The following is a 16,987-nucleotide window of genomic DNA, read 5'->3' on the forward strand; positions in this document are numbered from 1 at the left end:
TGTTATTTTTATTCTATCAATTAAAGGTCAAGGATCAATTTAGCTGGTTCTTCTAACAATTCTTTGATTGTTACCAAGAAACCTACAGCTTCTTTACCATCGATTAAACGGTGGTCATAAGAAAGCGCTAAATACATCATTGGCAAGATTTCTACTTGACCATTCACTGCCATAGGACGCTCTTGGATTTTGTGCATACCTAAAATTGCAGTTTGTGGTGTGTTCAAAATTGGCGTAGAAAGCAATGAACCGAATGTACCACCGTTAGTGATAGTGAACGTACCGCCAGTCATGTCTTCGATACCTAATTTACCATCACGCGCTTTGTAAGCGTAATCACGGATACCATTTTCAACTTCAGCATAGTTCATACGGTCTGTATCACGAAGCACTGGTACCACTAAACCACGGTCAGAAGATACGGCTACACCGATGTCATAGTAACCATGGTAAACGATGTCGTCGCCATCAATTGATGCATTAACCGCTGGGTAGCGTTTAAGCGCTTCAGTTGCCGCTTTAACAAAGAAAGACATAAAGCCAAGACGCGCACCATGACGCTTCTCGAATGCGTCTTTGTATTGCGCACGCATTTCCATGATTGGCTTCATGTTCACTTCGTTGAACGTCGTTAACATTGCAGTTTCTTGAGTCGCTGCAAGTAAACGTTCAGCAACACGCTTACGAAGACGTGTCATTGGAACACGTTTTTCAATACGCTCACCTACTGCAACGCTTAAAGGTGCAGCAGCTGGCGCTGCAGGTTTAGTTTGATGATTTGCCACATCTTCTTTAGTGATACGACCACCACGGCCTGTACCCGCAACATCAGCAGCAGGAATACCAGACTCAGTTAATGCTTTACGAACAGCAGGAGCTTGATCTTGAACTTGTTGAGCACGTTCAACGACTGGTGCAGCACCTGCTTGAGTGTTTGCAGCAGCTTGTTCAACTTTCGCTTCATCTTGAACTGCTTCAGTTGCAGCAGCACCAGAAACCGCACCTTCTTCAAACTGAGCAATCACTTCAGCTGAAAGCACTGTGTCGCCTTCATTTTTAATAATTGTAACGATTGTACCGTCAGCAGGAGCAACGACTTCTAAAACAACTTTGTCTGTTTCAATGTCACAGATCACTTCATCACGTGATACTGCCTCACCTGGTTGTTTGTGCCAAGTTGCAATCGTACCGTCTGCAACTGACTCTGGGAATACCGGTGCTTTAATTTCGGTTGCCATTATTTAGAATCTCCTGATTGTTCAGCTACGATCGCTAAAGCGTCATTAACCAGCTGAGCTTGTTGTTTTGCATGCAAATATGGTGAACCACAAGCCGGTGCAGCAGAAGCTTCACGACCTGCATAACTGATACGTACTTGTTTACCTGATTTCATCACATCATCGTATAAACGTGGTGCGATAAATAACCAAGCACCTTGGTTCTTCGGCTCTTCTTGCGTCCAAACAATTTCTTTTACGTTTGGATATTGAGCAAGAACTTCAGCAATACGTTGTTCTGGGTATGGATACAATTGTTCAATACGAATGATTGCAGTGTTATTTAACTCTTGCTCACGACGTTTCTCAAGTAAATCGTAGTAAACCTTACCACCACAAAGTACCAAACGGGTTACGTCTGCTTTGTTGATGTTATCGATCTCATCAATCACTGTCTGGAATGTGCCGTTTGCAAGCTCACTTAAAGTAGACGTTGCAAGTTTGTGACGAAGCAAAGACTTCGGCGACATGATGATCATTGGCTTACGAATTGGGCGAATCGCTTGACGACGTAAAGCATGGAAAATCTGTGCAGGTGTAGTCGGTGTCATCACTTGCATGTTGTCTTCAGCACATAGCTGTAAGAAACGTTCTAAACGTGCAGATGAGTGTTCTGGACCTTGACCTTCAAAACCATGTGGAAGAAGTAAAGTTAAACCACAAACACGTTCCCACTTCGTTTCACCTGATGCGATAAATTGATCGATTACAACCTGTGCACAGTTTGCGAAGTCACCAAATTGCGCTTCCCAAATCACCAAGCTCTTAGGAAGCGTGGTTGCATAACCATACTCAAAACCTAACACCGCCATTTCTGACAATAATGAGTCATAAATTGCTGTACGTGGTTGATTTTCTTTGATGTGGCAAAGTGGGATGTAAGTTGAACCATCTACTTGGTTATGCAACTTCGCATGACGGTGTGAGAATGTACCACGACCAACGTCTTCACCTGTTAAACGAACAAGGAAACCTTCATCCAAAAGTGATGCATAAGCTAAAGTTTCAGCAGCACCCCAGTTCAATGGCATTTCACCAGTTTGCATTTTCAGGCGATCATCAATCACTTTTGCAACCTGACGCTGCATTACGAAGCCTTCAGGAAGCTCACGCATTTTGCGACCAAGTTCTTTTAAGCGATCTTCAGAGAAAGTTGTATCCCAAATGTCTGTGTATTCATGGCCTAGGTATGGCGTCCAATCTACAAACATTTTTGTATTTGGCTCTAATACCAATGCGTTAGCAACATGCTTGCCCGCTTCTAGATCAGAACGGTAATCTTCTACCATTTGATCAGCAGCAGCACGATCTAACACATTTTGCTGAACCAATTGGTCTGCATACAATGCACGAGTCGTCGTTTTCTTGTTGATGACTTGATACATCATTGGCTGAGTTGCTGCTGGCTCATCCGCTTCGTTATGACCACGACGACGGTAACAGAACATGTCAATTACAACGTCTTTACGGAATGTATGACGGAAGTCATGTGCCAATTGAGCAACAAACAATACTGATTCAGGATCATCACCGTTTACATGGAAAATCGGTGCTTGGATCATTTTTGCAATGTCTGTACAGTATTCTGTAGAACGCGCATCACGTGGATCAGAAGTAGTGAAACCTACTTGGTTATTCACAACAATGTGAACCGTACCACCTACTGTATAGCCACGAGTTTGTGACATTTGGAAGGTTTCTTGGTTAACACCTTGACCAGCAAATGCCGCATCACCATGAACAATCACTGGCAATACATCATCACCGCCAATGTCTTTACGACGAACTTGACGTGCACGTACTGAACCTTCTACTACTGGTCCTACGATTTCTAAATGTGATGGGTTAAATGCCAATGCCAAGTGAACTTCACCACCAGGAGTCATGACGTTAGAAGAGAAACCTTGGTGGTATTTAACATCACCAGAACCTTTTTTATGTAAGCTTTTACCTTCAAACTCACCAAATAGGTCTGCTGGGTTTTTACCCATGATGTTAACTAAAAGGTTTAAACGACCGCGGTGTGGCATACCAATGACAACTTCTTTACAACCTACAGAACCTGCACGTTGAATCAAAGCATCAACCATTGGAATGAAAGATTCACCACCTTCAACACCAAAACGTTTTGCACCGACGTATTTATTACCAAGGAATTTTTCAAGACCTTCAGCAGCAGTTAAACGCTCTAATACGTGTTTTTTCTGTTCTGCTGTAAAATTGAATTGGCCACGAGCACCTTCAAGACGTTGTTGAATCCAGCGTTTTTCTTTGGTATCAACAATGTGCATGTATTCTGCACCAATCGAAGCACAATACGTTGCTTCCATGGCTTGAACCATTTCACCTAAAGTTGCTTCATCTTTACCAATCAACAGATTACCTGTATTAAATACTGTGTCTAAATCCGATTGAGTTAAGCCATGTGCTGCAAGATCAAGATCAGGCACGATTTCACGTTTTGCCAAACCTAAAGGATCAAGCTTCGCTTTCTGATGACCACGGTTACGATACGCTGCAATAAGTTGTAATACGCCAATTTGACGACGCTCATGTTCAGTACTAACTGTGCTTTGCACCACCGCCTGAACACGGCTTGAATTGCGGCCTAATAAGAGGAATTGCTCACGTACATTGCTGTGTGGTTGATCACCTTTCGGGAATTTATCGAAGTATTCGCGCCAATCAGCACCAACTGATTCCGGCGACGTCAAATACTGCTCATAAAGTTCTTCAATATACGCTGCACTATCAGCGGAAAGTTCAGTGTCAAGACGCAAAGCGTCAGCAACTTCTTGCATTTGTGGACCCATTTCCTATTGCAAAAATATTTTAGGTGCCTTTTAAGCAACCCCATGATTGATAATGTCAAATTGGTAACATGACATTAGTCCCCAGCAGACATCAGCCTCAGGGCGTTATCACCACATTAGGAGTATCCTGATGTGAAAAATGAACAACAACACCCTCAATGGCATCATCACTCATCCATATATACTCGACCGAAACCGAGCAATTTTTTGCAAAATCGTTTTAGAAAAGATAAATTCTCGATTTAGCTTTTCTAAAACCACTTAGAAAATAGGTAAGCACTCAATTTATATCAAAAAACGGGTAATAATTAACCATGGTTTTTTCAATATAACGATGCATTAAATCGTAACATGTTCCACTTTCACCAATTGATTTTTTTGACACATACCATCCATAAATCAGCGAAATACACTCCACATTTTATGCTGTAAACTATGGTGATTTATCATCAATTAAGATGCAATCTAGACCAAAGTTCTATTTAAGTTTTTCAAATAGCAAAAAAGAGCACCTTCTTACAAACTGCCCTTTTCTAACGTTATATAATAGCATTTATTCTACGCAACAACCGCTTTTCAGCATAAATAATCCCTTCGTTTTACACGAATCGCACAAATTATGTCTATGTGCTTTCACTGGAAGTGTAAAACTGTATAACAAACTATTTTTGCATTTCATAAAAAAGCACACCCGAAAGTGTGCTTTTTTTAAGTCTCATTAATCTTTAAAGATTAGCCAGCCATATCTAAAAGCATATTACGGATATGACCGATTGCTTTAGTTGGGTTTAAGCCCTTAGGACATACTGATACACAGTTCATGATGCCTTTACAACGGAACAATGAGAATGGGTCATCAAGACGAGCCAAACGCTCTTGAGTCGCTGTATCACGCGAATCGATAATGAAACGATACGCATTTAATAATGCAGATGGACCTAAGAATTTGTCTGGGTTCCACCAGAATGATGGGCATGAAGTTGAACAACATGCACACAAAATACATTCATATAGACCATCTAAGTGTTCACGCTCTTCAGGAGACTGTAAACGCTCCTTCGGTGGCGCAGGTTGATTATTAATCAAGAATGGATGGATTTTATTGTACTGATCGTAGAACTGGTTCATATCCACAACCAAGTCTTTCACAACAGGAAGACCTGGAAGCGGACGAACAGTAATCACATCCGGCAAATCATTGAGATTCCAAAGACATGCTAAACCGTTTTTACCATTGATGTTTACACCATCAGAACCACAAATACCTTCGCGGCACGAACGACGGAATGTTAACGATTCATCCTGTACTTTCAATGCAAGAAGTGCATCAAGCAACATACGATGCTTATCAGTCAATTCAAGCTTAAAAGTCTGCATGTACGGTGCTGCATCCTTATCAGGATCGTAGCGGTAGATATTAAATGTACGAGTACCTCTACTCATCTTACTTCTCCTAATTAGAACGTACGTGGTTTAGGTGGAATAGCAGCGACAGATAATGGCTTGTAACGCACTGGTTTGTACTCTAGACGATTGTCAGCAGAGAACCATAATGTGTGCTTCATCCACTCATCATCACGACGACCATATGGGTATTCTGGATGATCTGGAGACTCTTCAAAATCTACAACTGTGTGTGCACCACGACATTCTTTACGTGCAGCAGCAGAAATCAAGGTCGCTTTAGCAACTTCATACAAGTTTTCAACTTCTAGAGCTTCAATACGCGCCGTGTTGAATACCTTAGATTTGTCTTTCAAATGAATGTTACGAACACGTGATTCAATCGCAAGAATTTCTTTCACACCTTTGTCAAGCAATGCTTGTGTACGGAATACGCCAGCATGGTCTTGTACGATGTCACGAATTGCATCAGCAACTTCTTGTGCATTTTCACCTGTTGTTGACTCATCTAATTTACGGATACGTGCAACAGTTTGCTCAAGTACAGTTGTAGGAAGCGGTTGGTATTCATCACCATGGTGTTTAGTCACGTAGTCGATGATGTGTTCACCAGCAGCTTTACCAAATACAACCAAGTCAAGCAGAGAATTCGTACCTAAACGGTTTGCACCATGTACAGATACGCAAGAACATTCACCAATTGCATAGAAACCTTTTACTGGTTTAGTGAAGTTACGTTCACCTGCATTGGTAGAATAAACATCAGTCTCTTTATTGTAGTTCGCTTCAAGCGGTGAAGTTTCACGGCTTTCTGGCACTACAACTTGACCATGAATGTTTGTAGGAATACCACCCATTTGGTAATGGATTGTCGGTACTACAGGAATTGGTTCTTTAGTGATGTCAACGTTCGCGAATTTCTTACCAATCTCAAATACAGATGGAAGACGTTTCATGATTGTTTCAGCACCCAAGTGCGTCATATCAAGCAAGATGTAGTCTTTCTTAGGACCACAACCGCGACCTTCTTTAATTTCTTGGTCCATCGAACGTGATACGAAATCACGTGGTGCCAAGTCTTTTAAAGTTGGTGCATAGCGTTCCATGAACGGCTCACCAGCATCGTTACGAAGGATCGCACCTTCACCACGACAACCTTCCGTCAACAATACACCTGCGCCCGCAACACCTGTAGGGTGGAACTGCCAGAATTCCATATCTTGTAATGGAATACCTGCACGAGCTGCCATACCAAGACCGTCACCAGTGTTGATATATGCGTTAGTAGATGCACGGTAAACACGACCTGCACCGCCAGTAGCAAACAATGTCGCTTTCGCTTGGAATACTGCAATTTTACCTGTTTCTTGGTCGTATGCAGTTACACCGAGTACATCACCCGCTTCATTACGGATAAGGTCAAGTGCAATCCATTCAACAAAGAATTGAGTACCCATTTTCACGTTGCTTTGATAAAGCGTGTGAAGAAGTGCGTGACCTGTACGGTCAGCAGCAGCACAAGCACGTGGAACGGCTTTTTCACCATAGTTTGCAGAGTGACCACCAAATGGACGTTGGTAAATCGTACCATCTGCGTTACGGTCAAATGGCATACCCAAGTGTTCTAATTCATAAACAACTTGTGGTGCTTCACGCGTCATGAATTCGATTGCGTCTTGGTCACCTAACCAGTCTGAACCTTTTACAGTGTCATAGAAGTGGTAGTGCCAGTTATCTTCTTGCATGTTACCAAGAGATGCACCAATACCGCCCTGCGCTGCAACTGTATGTGAACGTGTTGGGAATACTTTAGTCAGAACCGCAACTTTTAAACCAGCTTGAGCAAGTTGGTAAGACGCGCGCATACCTGAACCACCACCACCAACGATGACAGCATCGAAAGTTTCGTGTGGAATATTTGTGTAATCTTCTTTAGGGGTTATAGCGCCCATGATCTCTTCCTATCAATTCGCCCAAAAAATCTGGATTGCCCAGATCGCATATGCAAATACAGCAATAATTACTGCTGAAGTCAGTACAAGGCGTAAACCTGAAGCCGAAGGCCCCATTTGACGAGTAGTCACATAGTCAGTGAATACTTGCCACATACCAATCCATGCATGTGCAACAAGAGATAAGACTGCTAATAAAGATAAGATCTTCATTGGAGCTGTCATCATAAAGCCGTACCACTGTTCGTAGCTAAAACCACCATTGCATAGGATCCAACCTAAAACAACAACAGTATAAACTGCTAATACGACAGCACTTACGCGCTGGATAAACCAATCGCGAGAACCTGAACCCGTTAAACCAGTAGCACTTTTCATTAGATAACAATCCATACAAATGCCGCAATGATACCGATTGCAGACAAGATCAATGAAATAGTAGCTGCGACACGACCACTTTGCAGTTCTTCAGCAATACCTAGATCCGCAAGTAAATGCTTAACACCCGCAATAAAGTGGAAAATTAAGCCGGCTACAAATACCCATACGATAAAACGCACGATAAAACTATTAAAAATAGCTTGTACTTGCGCAAAACCTTCAGGAGAAGACAATGACTTGTCTAAAATCCATAAAAGTACCGGTACGAGTAAAAATACGATGACACCTGATAGACGGTGTAAAATTGATGCAATAGCCACAGGGGATTTTAAGTTTACTTCTAAAACTTGACCCATGGACAAATTGACAGGTCTGTTGCTTTTCACAGCGGGCATCCTGTAAGTAAAAACTCCATCCGGAGTTTGTTGGAATTAATTCGAAGGAAAGCTGGCATTGTCAGGCAAGCAAATGCCTAAACTCAAAACGACACCGAATTATAAAACGCGAAAAGTCAAAATACAAACAATCAAAGACTGGTTTTTTAACAAAAAATCTTTAAATAAGAATCATTAACAAAATTAACATTCTATAAAAACCAATAATTTAGCTCAAATTCATTGCTATGCTATTGGTTTTTATCATTTATCCTCTCAGTTCTGACCTTTCTAACCCTAATTCCATGTTTTTGTATCTTTAGACTAAAGATAAGCAAGATATTTGCTCTATTTGATAATCCTTTCCTTTATATGGAAAGACTTGCATTTCCTATCAAAATGTTCACTATTTATTTAGAACAATAATTTTATGATATAACGTGATTAAATAATGACTTAGCCATAATTAAATACAAACTACTTATAAATTTTAAGGGTTTAAATTGCTCAGAAATTGCAAAAAATTACGTTTAAAGCCTATTTTTTAATCAAAATCCAAAATTCAATGAGTTATTTTTTGATCAATTGAATCAAACTTTAGGATTAGAACTTAATGCCAAATTTAGCTAAAAAATGAAATAAAATATGAACAAAAATGAATGTAAGTTATGAAAATTAGATGAATTTCGATTCAGTTTGACCCCACCATTTGTTCAAAAATACTCTCCTCATATTTTTTATAAATATTTACAATTCAGATGGAGCACTATTTTTTTTCTGCACCTCAAGAATATTTTGACATATCATAGCGCGGCGGTGCTGTGATTTTACTCATTGCTCTAAGGAAGGATTTGACTAAACCTCTGTGAGGGCGTCAGTTTTTATCCATAAGTATAATTGACAAAATTTCAGTACTCTCTAATCTAATTAGCAAATTTTTGATCCGTCTGATTCGCGCATTAAAAGATTCGTATTACGAGTCAGATTAAACATTCACCGGGACAGGAGATCTATTGAATGTCTGAAGCAACTGGCAAAAAAGCCGTATTACAGCTTGATGGCAAAGAAATTGAATTACCAATTTACAGCGGCACATTGGGCCCAGATGTAATCGACGTTAAGGATGTGTTGGCCGCAGGTCACTTTACTTTTGATCCTGGTTTTATGGCTACAGCAGCTTGCGAATCAAAAATTACCTTCATTGATGGTAACAAAGGTGTACTTTTACACCGTGGTTACCCAATTGACCAACTTGCAACTAAAGCAGACTACTTAGAAACTTGCTACCTATTATTAAATGGTGAGCTTCCTACTGCTGAACAAAAAGTTGAATTTGATGCTAAAGTACGTAACCACACTATGGTTCACGACCAAGTAAGCCGTTTCTTCAATGGTTTCCGTCGTGACGCTCACCCTATGGCAATCATGGTGGGTGTAGTAGGTGCGCTTTCTGCGTTCTATCACAATGGTTTAGACATTGAAGATGTTAACCACCGTGAAATCACTGCTATTCGCTTAATCGCGAAAGTTCCTACTCTTGCAGCTTGGAGCTACAAGTACACTGTAGGTCAACCATTTGTTTACCCACGTAATGACTTAAGCTATGCAGAAAACTTCTTGCATATGATGTTTGCTACTCCAGCAGACCGCGATTACAAAGTAAACCCAATTCTTGCGAAAGCAATGGATCGTATCTTCACGCTTCATGCTGACCACGAACAAAACGCGTCTACTTCTACTGTTCGTTTAGCTGGTTCTACCGGTGCTAACCCGTATGCATGTATCGCTGCTGGTATCTCTGCACTTTGGGGTCCTGCTCACGGTGGTGCGAACGAAGCTGTTCTTAAGATGCTTGATGAAATCGGCACTGTAGAAAACGTTGCTGGCTTCATGGAAAAAGTGAAGACTAAAGAAGTTAAGTTAATGGGCTTCGGTCACCGCGTTTATAAGAACTTTGACCCACGCGCTAAAGTAATGAAAGAGACTTGTGACGAAGTTCTTGGTGCACTTGGTATCAACGATCCACAGCTTGAACTTGCTATGGAACTTGAGCGTATCGCGTTATCTGATGAATACTTCATCAAGCGTAACCTTTACCCGAACGTAGACTTCTACTCAGGTATCATCCTTAAAGCGATTGGTATCCCAACAGAAATGTTTACTGTAATCTTCGCGCTTGCACGTACTGTTGGTTGGATCAGCCACTGGTTAGAAATGCACAGCGGACCTTACAAAATTGGTCGTCCACGTCAGCTTTACACTGGTGAAGTTCAACGTGACATCCAAGGTCGTTAATTCGAAAGAATTGATGATTAAAAAAACCACCCTTCGGGTGGTTTTTTTATTTCGTGTGGAATAAAACTAAATATCAAGCAATATCATAATCAGCCAAGTCCAATTTTTTTAGTTGTTGTTTCAATTGCTTTAACGACCACGGCCATGCAGCAAAATTTCGCCCATTTTTATCTAAATAATAAGATTTACAACCACCACGGTTAAAAACAGTCTTCTGCAAGTTCTTTTGTACTGCAACATTATGTTCATGAAGTACTTTAGGCTTAATTTGTATCCGCTTAATGCCCTGATCTCGCATTTGCAGTAAACCGCTCATAATGTAATCCAGTTGCGCTTCAGCAATTCCAATAAATGAATCATAGACCAGAATATTTGGACCCAACACCAAAAAGGCATTAGGTACATGTTCCAAGCTTGCACCTAAAAATGCCTCTGGAGAGCTTTCTTTCCAACGCTCAGCCAAGAGTTGCTCATTCGTATCATAAACCCGCTTACCTATAGGCGGGTGTGAAACTTCAAAGCCTGTCCCCCAGATAATCACATCGACCTCGTACTGTTCACCATTCGCAGCAATCAATTTATTCCCTTGTATTTCAATCAAACCCTGTGGCACAAGCTCTACATTTTCTTGTTGTAAGGCAGGATAATAATTATTGGCAAATAAAAGTCGTTTACAACCAATTGAGAAATTAGGTGTCACATTTTTACGTAATGTATGATCTTGAATTTGTAATTTTAATAGCTGTTTGCTCAGCAGATTAATCGGTTCTAATATTTGAGGATGACGCAATCCAAAGTTAATCCCATTTAAAATTTGCGCAACACCTCCACGCCACAACTGTTGAATTACAGGATATTTTGCAATGATGCCTTTAGCAGCATCATTCAAGGCGAGATCTGCTTTAGGTAATACCCAAGGTGCAGTACGTTGAAAAACAATCAACTCTTTAACATCAGGTTGAATTTGAGGAATAAACTGGATTGCAGATGCACCTGTGCCAATTACCGCAACCCGTTTATTTGTTAAATCGTAGTCATGTTTCCAACGTGCCGAATGAAACATTTCCCCCTGGAAGGTATCAATCCCCTTAACTTGAGGCACAGAAGGTTCTGTAATCGGGCCAGTAGAAAAAACCACTGTCTTAGCGAGAAATTTCCCCTGTGATGTTTCTAAAACCCATTGTTGCCGCGCTTCATTCCATTTGGCAGACAAAAGCTCATGCTTAAATTTGATTTTGTCATTCAAATTGAATTGCTTCGTGACCTGCTCTAAATAGGCCAAAATTTCTGTTTGCTTAGCAAAGAGATGACTCCAAGCATGACTTGGCGCAAATGAAAAAGAATACAAGGCAGATGGTACGTCACAACCACAGCCTGGATAAGTGTTGTCACGCCATGTTCCACCGACGCGATCTGCTTTTTCAAACACTAAAAAGTCAGTATAGCCTGCTTGTATCATCTTATAAGCAGCAGCTATACCAGATATTCCCGCACCAATCACGATACAATCATATACACGCGTTGGCTGTGGTTGTTTTGCTTTAGTTCGTATTTTGTTTTTTTGTTGAGGCACGGAAGTTTGGTTTTCCTCCAGCCCAATAGATTTAGCACCTTCTTCTAAGGCGGATTCAATTTTCTGATCTGAATTTTCCAGTAAAATATTCTCTGTCATGTTGAGTCTCTTATTGTTATTTCACATATTTTTGCAACAATGGATAACCGATTCCAAGTAACTTGGCATACAGACTTGGGGCAGCTCGTTTTAACCACCAAAATAACTTGGCATCTGGCTGTGGAATGGTATACAGCTTATTCTCATCTAGCCGATCCAAGGTTTTAATTGCGACTTGATCGCTATTAATAAAAGCATGATTCATCAGCAAATGATCAGCCAAACCAGAGTAACGTTGTGGCAAACGGCCATTTTTCATAATGTTGGTAGGCACCAGCGTTGGACAAAGCACATTAACACGAATATTGGCACTGCGAAGTTCTGCGGACAGCGTTTCAGACAATGCTAAAACGCTCGATTTGGTGACGTTATATGCTGTCATTTCGGGTGCAGCAGTAAACCCTGCGGCAGAGGCTACATTAATAATCGCACCATGGCCTTGCTGTTTAAATTGCGGCACAAAATAATGGCATCCATGAATTACTCCCCATAAATTGACATGCATACACCATTGCCAATCTTCTAGGCTGACTTCATCAAACTTTCCACCCAAACCAACCCCCGCATTGTTAACAATGAGAGTGGTCGCATGCCCCATTAATTGTTCAGCTTGCTCTGCTAATGCTTTCACTTGCTCAGCACACCCCACATCACATTGCACAGCAAAAGCATCTATTTGATATTGATTTTGAATCAAGCTCACGGTTTCTTCAGCAGCATTGAGATCAATATCTACACAAACCACCACCCCTCCGCGCTGAGCAAGCTCCAGCGCAAAACTCCGCCCAATACCACTCCCCGCACCTGTTACCACGGCATAAGCATGCTTGCTTGGTTTACTTTTTTTATTAAAAAATGTCATTTTAAAATTCCCACTTTGTTATGAACGTAAACTAGGGGTATATTCACGCGTAAAATAAGGCGTTAAAATGCCGTGTTCAGGGTTTAATAGCTTTTCTTTGTAATAGCTTAAATAAGCAGAAGTATCATGATCATTGGGATGAAAATCAGGACGCAAATAATCAAAAATATGCTGCATGGTGCTGCCATAGACACCATCCTTTAAACCAAAAATTAGGCTAAAACTGTAAGGTAGTTCCTTCCAGTAGCTCCAACGAATTAAATTCTTCGGTTCTCGGTAGAATGGCACCATAAGTGAGGCAACTGAAATTAAAATAAGAATCGTGATGAGCGCAGGGAAAAAGCCTGCAATACGCAGTGCATAATTATTGGATAAAGCTTGAAATACATCATAAGCAATGTCTTTATGCTCAGACTCTTCAAGCATATGCCACATCCAGATGGCACGCTGCTTTTCATCTCGAGAACGGAAGAAAATTTCCTCATGCTTCATCATGTATTCAGCCAATACAGCAGTGAAATGCTCAATACCCGCCATGAGCGATAATTTCATGGGTTGTGGTAAACGGTTAAATCCATAGTCAAATACCCAACCCGCCCACGTACGAAACAACTGCACAGGATAATCCGCTTCTCGAAACGCATCATTTAACTCATTATGCATTTTGGAATGAATCGCCTCTTGGCCAATCAAAGCCATCACACGCTGTTTCAGCAGTGGATCTTTTACCAGTTCACGATGATAGCGTGCCGTATCTATCACCAAATCCTCTCCAAACGTGAGAAAAATGGAAAGTGATGCGAAATACGCACTCGCCAATTCCGTATTCAGATAAAATTTAGGATCAATTTCTTTCGGGTCGAAGTCAAACCGCATATGCCGAATCGGAATCATCGAGGACTGTTTCAAAGTATTAAAACGAGAACCAGAAAATACATGATTCAATGTATTTTTAAGTGGTGTAATGAATTGCATGACCATTCCTTATTTTTCTACTGTAAGTGCAACTTTGTGGTATTGCGCATACTGCTTAAGCATGTAGCTACAGTAAAAAAATTAAGTGAGCCTATACGGCTTGCCACTAGCAATTCAGGTCATTTCATTTGCAATTTCTGCCTTTCCTCATGCTTGTCCGACAGTTTTCCGACAAAATTATCTGCATGGGACAAAATCATGCTTTGGGTGCCAAAAAAGGAATGCATTGTTCATAAGCATCGCAATTCTGGCCTTGTGTTTTTTTTATAAAATAATCTTGCACTATTTGTGCCTGCTGCTCGATTCCATAACTTAAAAATAGTTTTCCTTGCTGGATTACATAGTGGTAACGACGATCAAACAATGCCTTACGAACCACCGCAATGCCTTGTTGATACTGCCAAACATGTGTCATTTCATGAATAAACCATGACTGTAAAGCAACCGAACATTTTGAAAAGTCATGACAGTAATTTTGTACATGAAAATAGATATGCCCATTTGGACTGATGGCATGATTTTTGAGAACTGCCTTATGTGCAATAATTTGTACTTGATCCAACTGAATCGCGTCCGCGAAAATCCAGCGTACCAATGATTTTTCACCTTCGGTCAAAGGTCGTCGCGACAAAATGCCAAAGCTTCGAATATTCTGTATCAATGCTGATAAATATCGTGACATATCTTTAACCTTTTCAGTGAAATATCAATAACGGCTCAGGTACAATTATGAATAATTTTTCTAAATGCAAATAAGAATTTTTTTTGGATTTATACACTACATTTGTCGCAATTCGTATATAGTATCAACGCAAATTATTTATTCATTGTTTTGTCGTTGATTACACAGTACTGAACCGATAACGATAAAAAACTCAGCCATATGTGTACACATCCCTATAGCTTTAGGATTAAGTTGGAATGAAAAGTTTTAAAATTGCCATAGCACAATTCTCTCCGCATATTGGTAATATCGAAGCAAATGCTGAAAAAATGCAACAATTGGCAAACGAAGCCAAAGCGCAAAAATCAGATTTAATTATCTTCCCTGAATTATCAACTATTGGCTACCCTGCCGAAGACTTACTATTGCGCCCAAGCCTATCTAAACGCACACAACAAGCGTTTGAACAGCTTAGCCAAGTAAAAGATATTGTCATGGTCTTTGGTTTCGTTAATCAAACCGAAGATGGTCAACGCTATAACTCTGCCGCTGTCATGAAAGACGGTAAGATCCTAGGGATTTATAATAAGCAAAACTTGCCAAACTATGGTGTTTTTGATGAAAAACGTTATTTTAACGAAGGGCATCAGCATTTAGTATTTGAATACCTCGGGCATAAATTTGGCGTACTGATTTGTGAAGATATCTGGTCACTGAATACCGTACAGCAATTAGCTCAATTAAATGTTGAAACTGTGCTTGTACTCAATGCTTCGCCATATGAAGTAGGTAAGCCTCAGCACCGTATCAACACCATGCAAGAACTTGCAAAACAATTAAATATTCATTTGGTTTATGCTAACCAAGTCGGCGGTCAGGACGATTTAATTTTTGACGGCACCAGCTTTGTCATCAATAAAGACGGCGCAGTTGCTCTACAAGCACCGAGCTTTCAGCAAGCCCTGTTCTATTCAGACTATCTTGCTGAACAACAAAGCTACCAAGTGGCCGAAAGCACTCCAACTCTTGACACTATGGCCGAGATTTATCAAGCCTTGGTGATGTCAACGCGTGACTACGTTCAACGCTCAGGCTTCCCAGGTGTGATTCTGGGTCTTTCTGGTGGAATTGACTCAGCATTAACCCTTGCAATTGCTGTAGATGCAATTGGTGCTGACAAAGTGCAAGCCGTAATGATGCCTTATACTTATACTTCGCAAATCAGTGTAGAAGATGCGGCGGCACAAGCGAAGAATATGGGGATTACTTTTGGTATCGCGGAAATTAATCCAATCGTAAACAGCTTCATGCAGACACTTTATCCATTCTTTGGTAATGCCCCTGCTGATGCCACAGAAGAAAATCTACAAGCTCGTACACGCGGTACGCTGTTGATGGGCTTATCCAATAAATTTGGCAATCTGGTTCTTTCAACAGGCAATAAATCAGAACTTTCTGTCGGCTACTGTACGCTATATGGCGACATGGTCGGTGGCTTTGCTGTTCTGAAAGATGTGTATAAGACCATTGTGTTTGAATTGGCGAAATACCGTAACAGTATCTCTGAAACTCCTGTAATTCCAGAACGCGTGATTACTCGTCCGCCTTCAGCAGAACTCCGTCCAGACCAAACTGACCAAGACTCATTACCTGCTTATGACGTCCTCGATGCGATTCTATATGCCTACATCGAAGAAGACATGAGTCAAGATGACATTATTGCCAAAGGCTTTGATGCAGAGGTTGTGAAAAAAGTGATTCGCCTCGTCGACTTTAATGAATATAAACGTCGCCAAGGCTCTATTGGACCGCGCATTAGCTCGCGTGCCTTTAGCCGTGAACGTCGTTATCCAATTATCAATGGTTGGAAAGCTGGCGTATAATCGCGAATAGCAACATGGAAGCCCAAACTTTTGTTTGGGCTTTTTTATACGTTGTATATTTTCTTATCTTTTTCACGCACAAAAAAAGAGACCAAGCTGAGAGCTTGGTCTATAAAAATGGTGGCTATGACGAGACTTGAACTTGTGACCCCCGCATTATGAGTGCGGTGCTCTAACCAACTGAGCTACATAGCCGTAAACTGTGTGCGCATTATCTAAATTTCATGTCTATGCGTCAAGCGTTTTTACGCCCAAATGCTCAGAGTTTATACAACCAATCTTTCTCAAGGCAAAAATACCCCATAACTGTATATTTTTCATCATGTTATCTATTAAAAATACAAAAAATCATAGACTGCATATTTTCCAGTCTCTATTTGTTTTCAATCAAAATTCCAATTTGTTGTTCTATCCTACTCAATTTCGGCACTCAAA

At 40.7% G+C, this 16,987-nt stretch carries 12 protein-coding genes and 1 tRNA gene; 2 read left to right on the forward strand and 11 right to left on the reverse strand.

Annotation, left to right across the window (positions count from 1 at the left end; all coding sequences use genetic code 11):
* Positions 1–20 precede the first annotated feature (20 nt).
* The 6 genes from odhB to sdhC form a co-directional block, all read right to left on the reverse strand.
* Positions 21–1,238 (reverse strand): 2-oxoglutarate dehydrogenase complex dihydrolipoyllysine-residue succinyltransferase, encoded by a 1,218-nt coding sequence (odhB, locus tag F4W09_RS05210; RefSeq protein ID WP_044740220.1) that lies wholly within the window; start codon positions 1,236–1,238, stop codon positions 21–23.
* Positions 1,238–4,078: a 2-oxoglutarate dehydrogenase E1 component gene (locus tag F4W09_RS05215; protein WP_016165821.1), complete on the reverse strand. Its 2,841-nt coding sequence runs from the start codon at positions 4,076–4,078 to the stop codon at positions 1,238–1,240. The genes odhB and F4W09_RS05215 overlap by 1 nt, the downstream gene beginning before the upstream one ends.
* A 744-nt stretch (positions 4,079–4,822) precedes the next feature.
* Positions 4,823–5,533 (reverse strand): succinate dehydrogenase iron-sulfur subunit, encoded by a 711-nt coding sequence (locus F4W09_RS05220; protein ID WP_016165820.1) that lies wholly within the window; start codon positions 5,531–5,533, stop codon positions 4,823–4,825.
* 14 nt (positions 5,534–5,547) lie between these two features.
* Positions 5,548–7,446 carry an FAD-binding protein gene (locus tag F4W09_RS05225; protein ID WP_016165819.1) on the reverse strand — a complete coding sequence of 633 codons (1,899 nt, stop codon included), beginning with the start codon at positions 7,444–7,446 and terminating at the stop codon, positions 5,548–5,550.
* Positions 7,447–7,458: 12 nt separating this feature from the next.
* Entirely contained in the window at positions 7,459–7,824 is a 366-nt protein-coding gene (sdhD, locus tag F4W09_RS05230; RefSeq protein WP_004695554.1) for a succinate dehydrogenase, hydrophobic membrane anchor protein, read from the reverse strand.
* Positions 7,824–8,222 carry a succinate dehydrogenase, cytochrome b556 subunit gene (gene sdhC, locus F4W09_RS05235; RefSeq protein WP_026441307.1) on the reverse strand — a complete coding sequence of 133 codons (399 nt, stop codon included), beginning with the start codon at positions 8,220–8,222 and terminating at the stop codon, positions 7,824–7,826. Before sdhC ends, sdhD begins: the two co-directional genes overlap by 1 nt.
* A 996-nt stretch (positions 8,223–9,218) precedes the next feature.
* Here sdhC and gltA point away from each other — a divergent pair.
* Positions 9,219–10,496, forward strand: a complete 1,278-nt coding sequence (gene gltA, locus F4W09_RS05240) for a citrate synthase (RefSeq protein WP_016165817.1) — start codon at positions 9,219–9,221, stop codon at positions 10,494–10,496.
* A gap of 73 nt (positions 10,497–10,569) precedes the next feature.
* On the opposite strand, the gene F4W09_RS05245 is transcribed toward gltA, so the two are convergent.
* From F4W09_RS05245 to F4W09_RS05260, 4 genes are all read right to left on the reverse strand, one after another.
* A complete protein-coding gene (locus F4W09_RS05245) occupies positions 10,570–12,168 on the reverse strand; it encodes a flavin-containing monooxygenase (RefSeq protein ID WP_151504228.1) in 1,599 nt (532 codons plus the stop codon).
* Positions 12,169–12,184: 16 nt separating this feature from the next.
* Positions 12,185–13,030 (reverse strand): SDR family NAD(P)-dependent oxidoreductase, encoded by an 846-nt coding sequence (locus F4W09_RS05250; RefSeq protein WP_151504229.1) that lies wholly within the window; start codon positions 13,028–13,030, stop codon positions 12,185–12,187.
* An 18-nt stretch (positions 13,031–13,048) separates the two neighbouring features.
* On the reverse strand, positions 13,049–14,005 hold the full coding sequence (locus F4W09_RS05255) for a metal-dependent hydrolase (protein WP_151504230.1): 957 nt from the start codon (positions 14,003–14,005) through the stop codon (positions 13,049–13,051).
* Positions 14,006–14,201: 196 nt separating this feature from the next.
* Positions 14,202–14,687: a type IV secretion protein Rhs gene (locus F4W09_RS05260; protein ID WP_104441004.1), complete on the reverse strand. Its 486-nt coding sequence runs from the start codon at positions 14,685–14,687 to the stop codon at positions 14,202–14,204.
* 239 nt (positions 14,688–14,926) lie between these two features.
* Here F4W09_RS05260 and F4W09_RS05265 point away from each other — a divergent pair, with 239 nt between their 5' ends.
* Positions 14,927–16,552 carry an NAD+ synthase gene (locus tag F4W09_RS05265; RefSeq protein ID WP_044740225.1) on the forward strand — a complete coding sequence of 542 codons (1,626 nt, stop codon included), beginning with the start codon at positions 14,927–14,929 and terminating at the stop codon, positions 16,550–16,552.
* 118 nt (positions 16,553–16,670) lie between these two features.
* Here F4W09_RS05265 and F4W09_RS05270 read toward each other — a convergent pair.
* Positions 16,671–16,747: transfer RNA gene (locus tag F4W09_RS05270), tRNA-Met, on the reverse strand.
* Positions 16,748–16,987: the final 240 nt, after the last annotated feature.

Source organism: Acinetobacter tandoii (genome assembly GCF_008867985.1).
Lineage (GTDB): Bacteria > Pseudomonadota > Gammaproteobacteria > Pseudomonadales > Moraxellaceae > Acinetobacter > Acinetobacter tandoii.

What these genes read in the sequence shown, in the direction of transcription:
- gltA (WP_016165817.1), top strand. Translation starts at nt 9,219, where the DNA reads ATGTCTGAAGCAACTGGCAAAAAAGCCGTATTACAGCTTGATGGCAAA.
- F4W09_RS05245 (WP_151504228.1), bottom strand. Translation starts at nt 12,168, where the DNA reads ATGACAGAGAATATTTTACTGGAAAATTCAGATCAGAAAATTGAATCC.
- sdhC (WP_026441307.1), bottom strand. Translation starts at nt 8,222, where the DNA reads ATGCCCGCTGTGAAAAGCAACAGACCTGTCAATTTGTCCATGGGTCAA.
- odhB (WP_044740220.1), bottom strand. Translation starts at nt 1,238, where the DNA reads ATGGCAACCGAAATTAAAGCACCGGTATTCCCAGAGTCAGTTGCAGAC.
- F4W09_RS05220 (WP_016165820.1), bottom strand. Translation starts at nt 5,533, where the DNA reads ATGAGTAGAGGTACTCGTACATTTAATATCTACCGCTACGATCCTGAT.
- F4W09_RS05260 (WP_104441004.1), bottom strand. Translation starts at nt 14,687, where the DNA reads ATGTCACGATATTTATCAGCATTGATACAGAATATTCGAAGCTTTGGC.
- F4W09_RS05250 (WP_151504229.1), bottom strand. Translation starts at nt 13,030, where the DNA reads ATGACATTTTTTAATAAAAAAAGTAAACCAAGCAAGCATGCTTATGCC.
- F4W09_RS05215 (WP_016165821.1), bottom strand. Translation starts at nt 4,078, where the DNA reads ATGCAAGAAGTTGCTGACGCTTTGCGTCTTGACACTGAACTTTCCGCT.
- F4W09_RS05255 (WP_151504230.1), bottom strand. Translation starts at nt 14,005, where the DNA reads ATGCAATTCATTACACCACTTAAAAATACATTGAATCATGTATTTTCT.
- sdhD (WP_004695554.1), bottom strand. Translation starts at nt 7,824, where the DNA reads ATGAAAAGTGCTACTGGTTTAACGGGTTCAGGTTCTCGCGATTGGTTT.
- F4W09_RS05225 (WP_016165819.1), bottom strand. Translation starts at nt 7,446, where the DNA reads ATGGGCGCTATAACCCCTAAAGAAGATTACACAAATATTCCACACGAA.
- F4W09_RS05265 (WP_044740225.1), top strand. Translation starts at nt 14,927, where the DNA reads ATGAAAAGTTTTAAAATTGCCATAGCACAATTCTCTCCGCATATTGGT.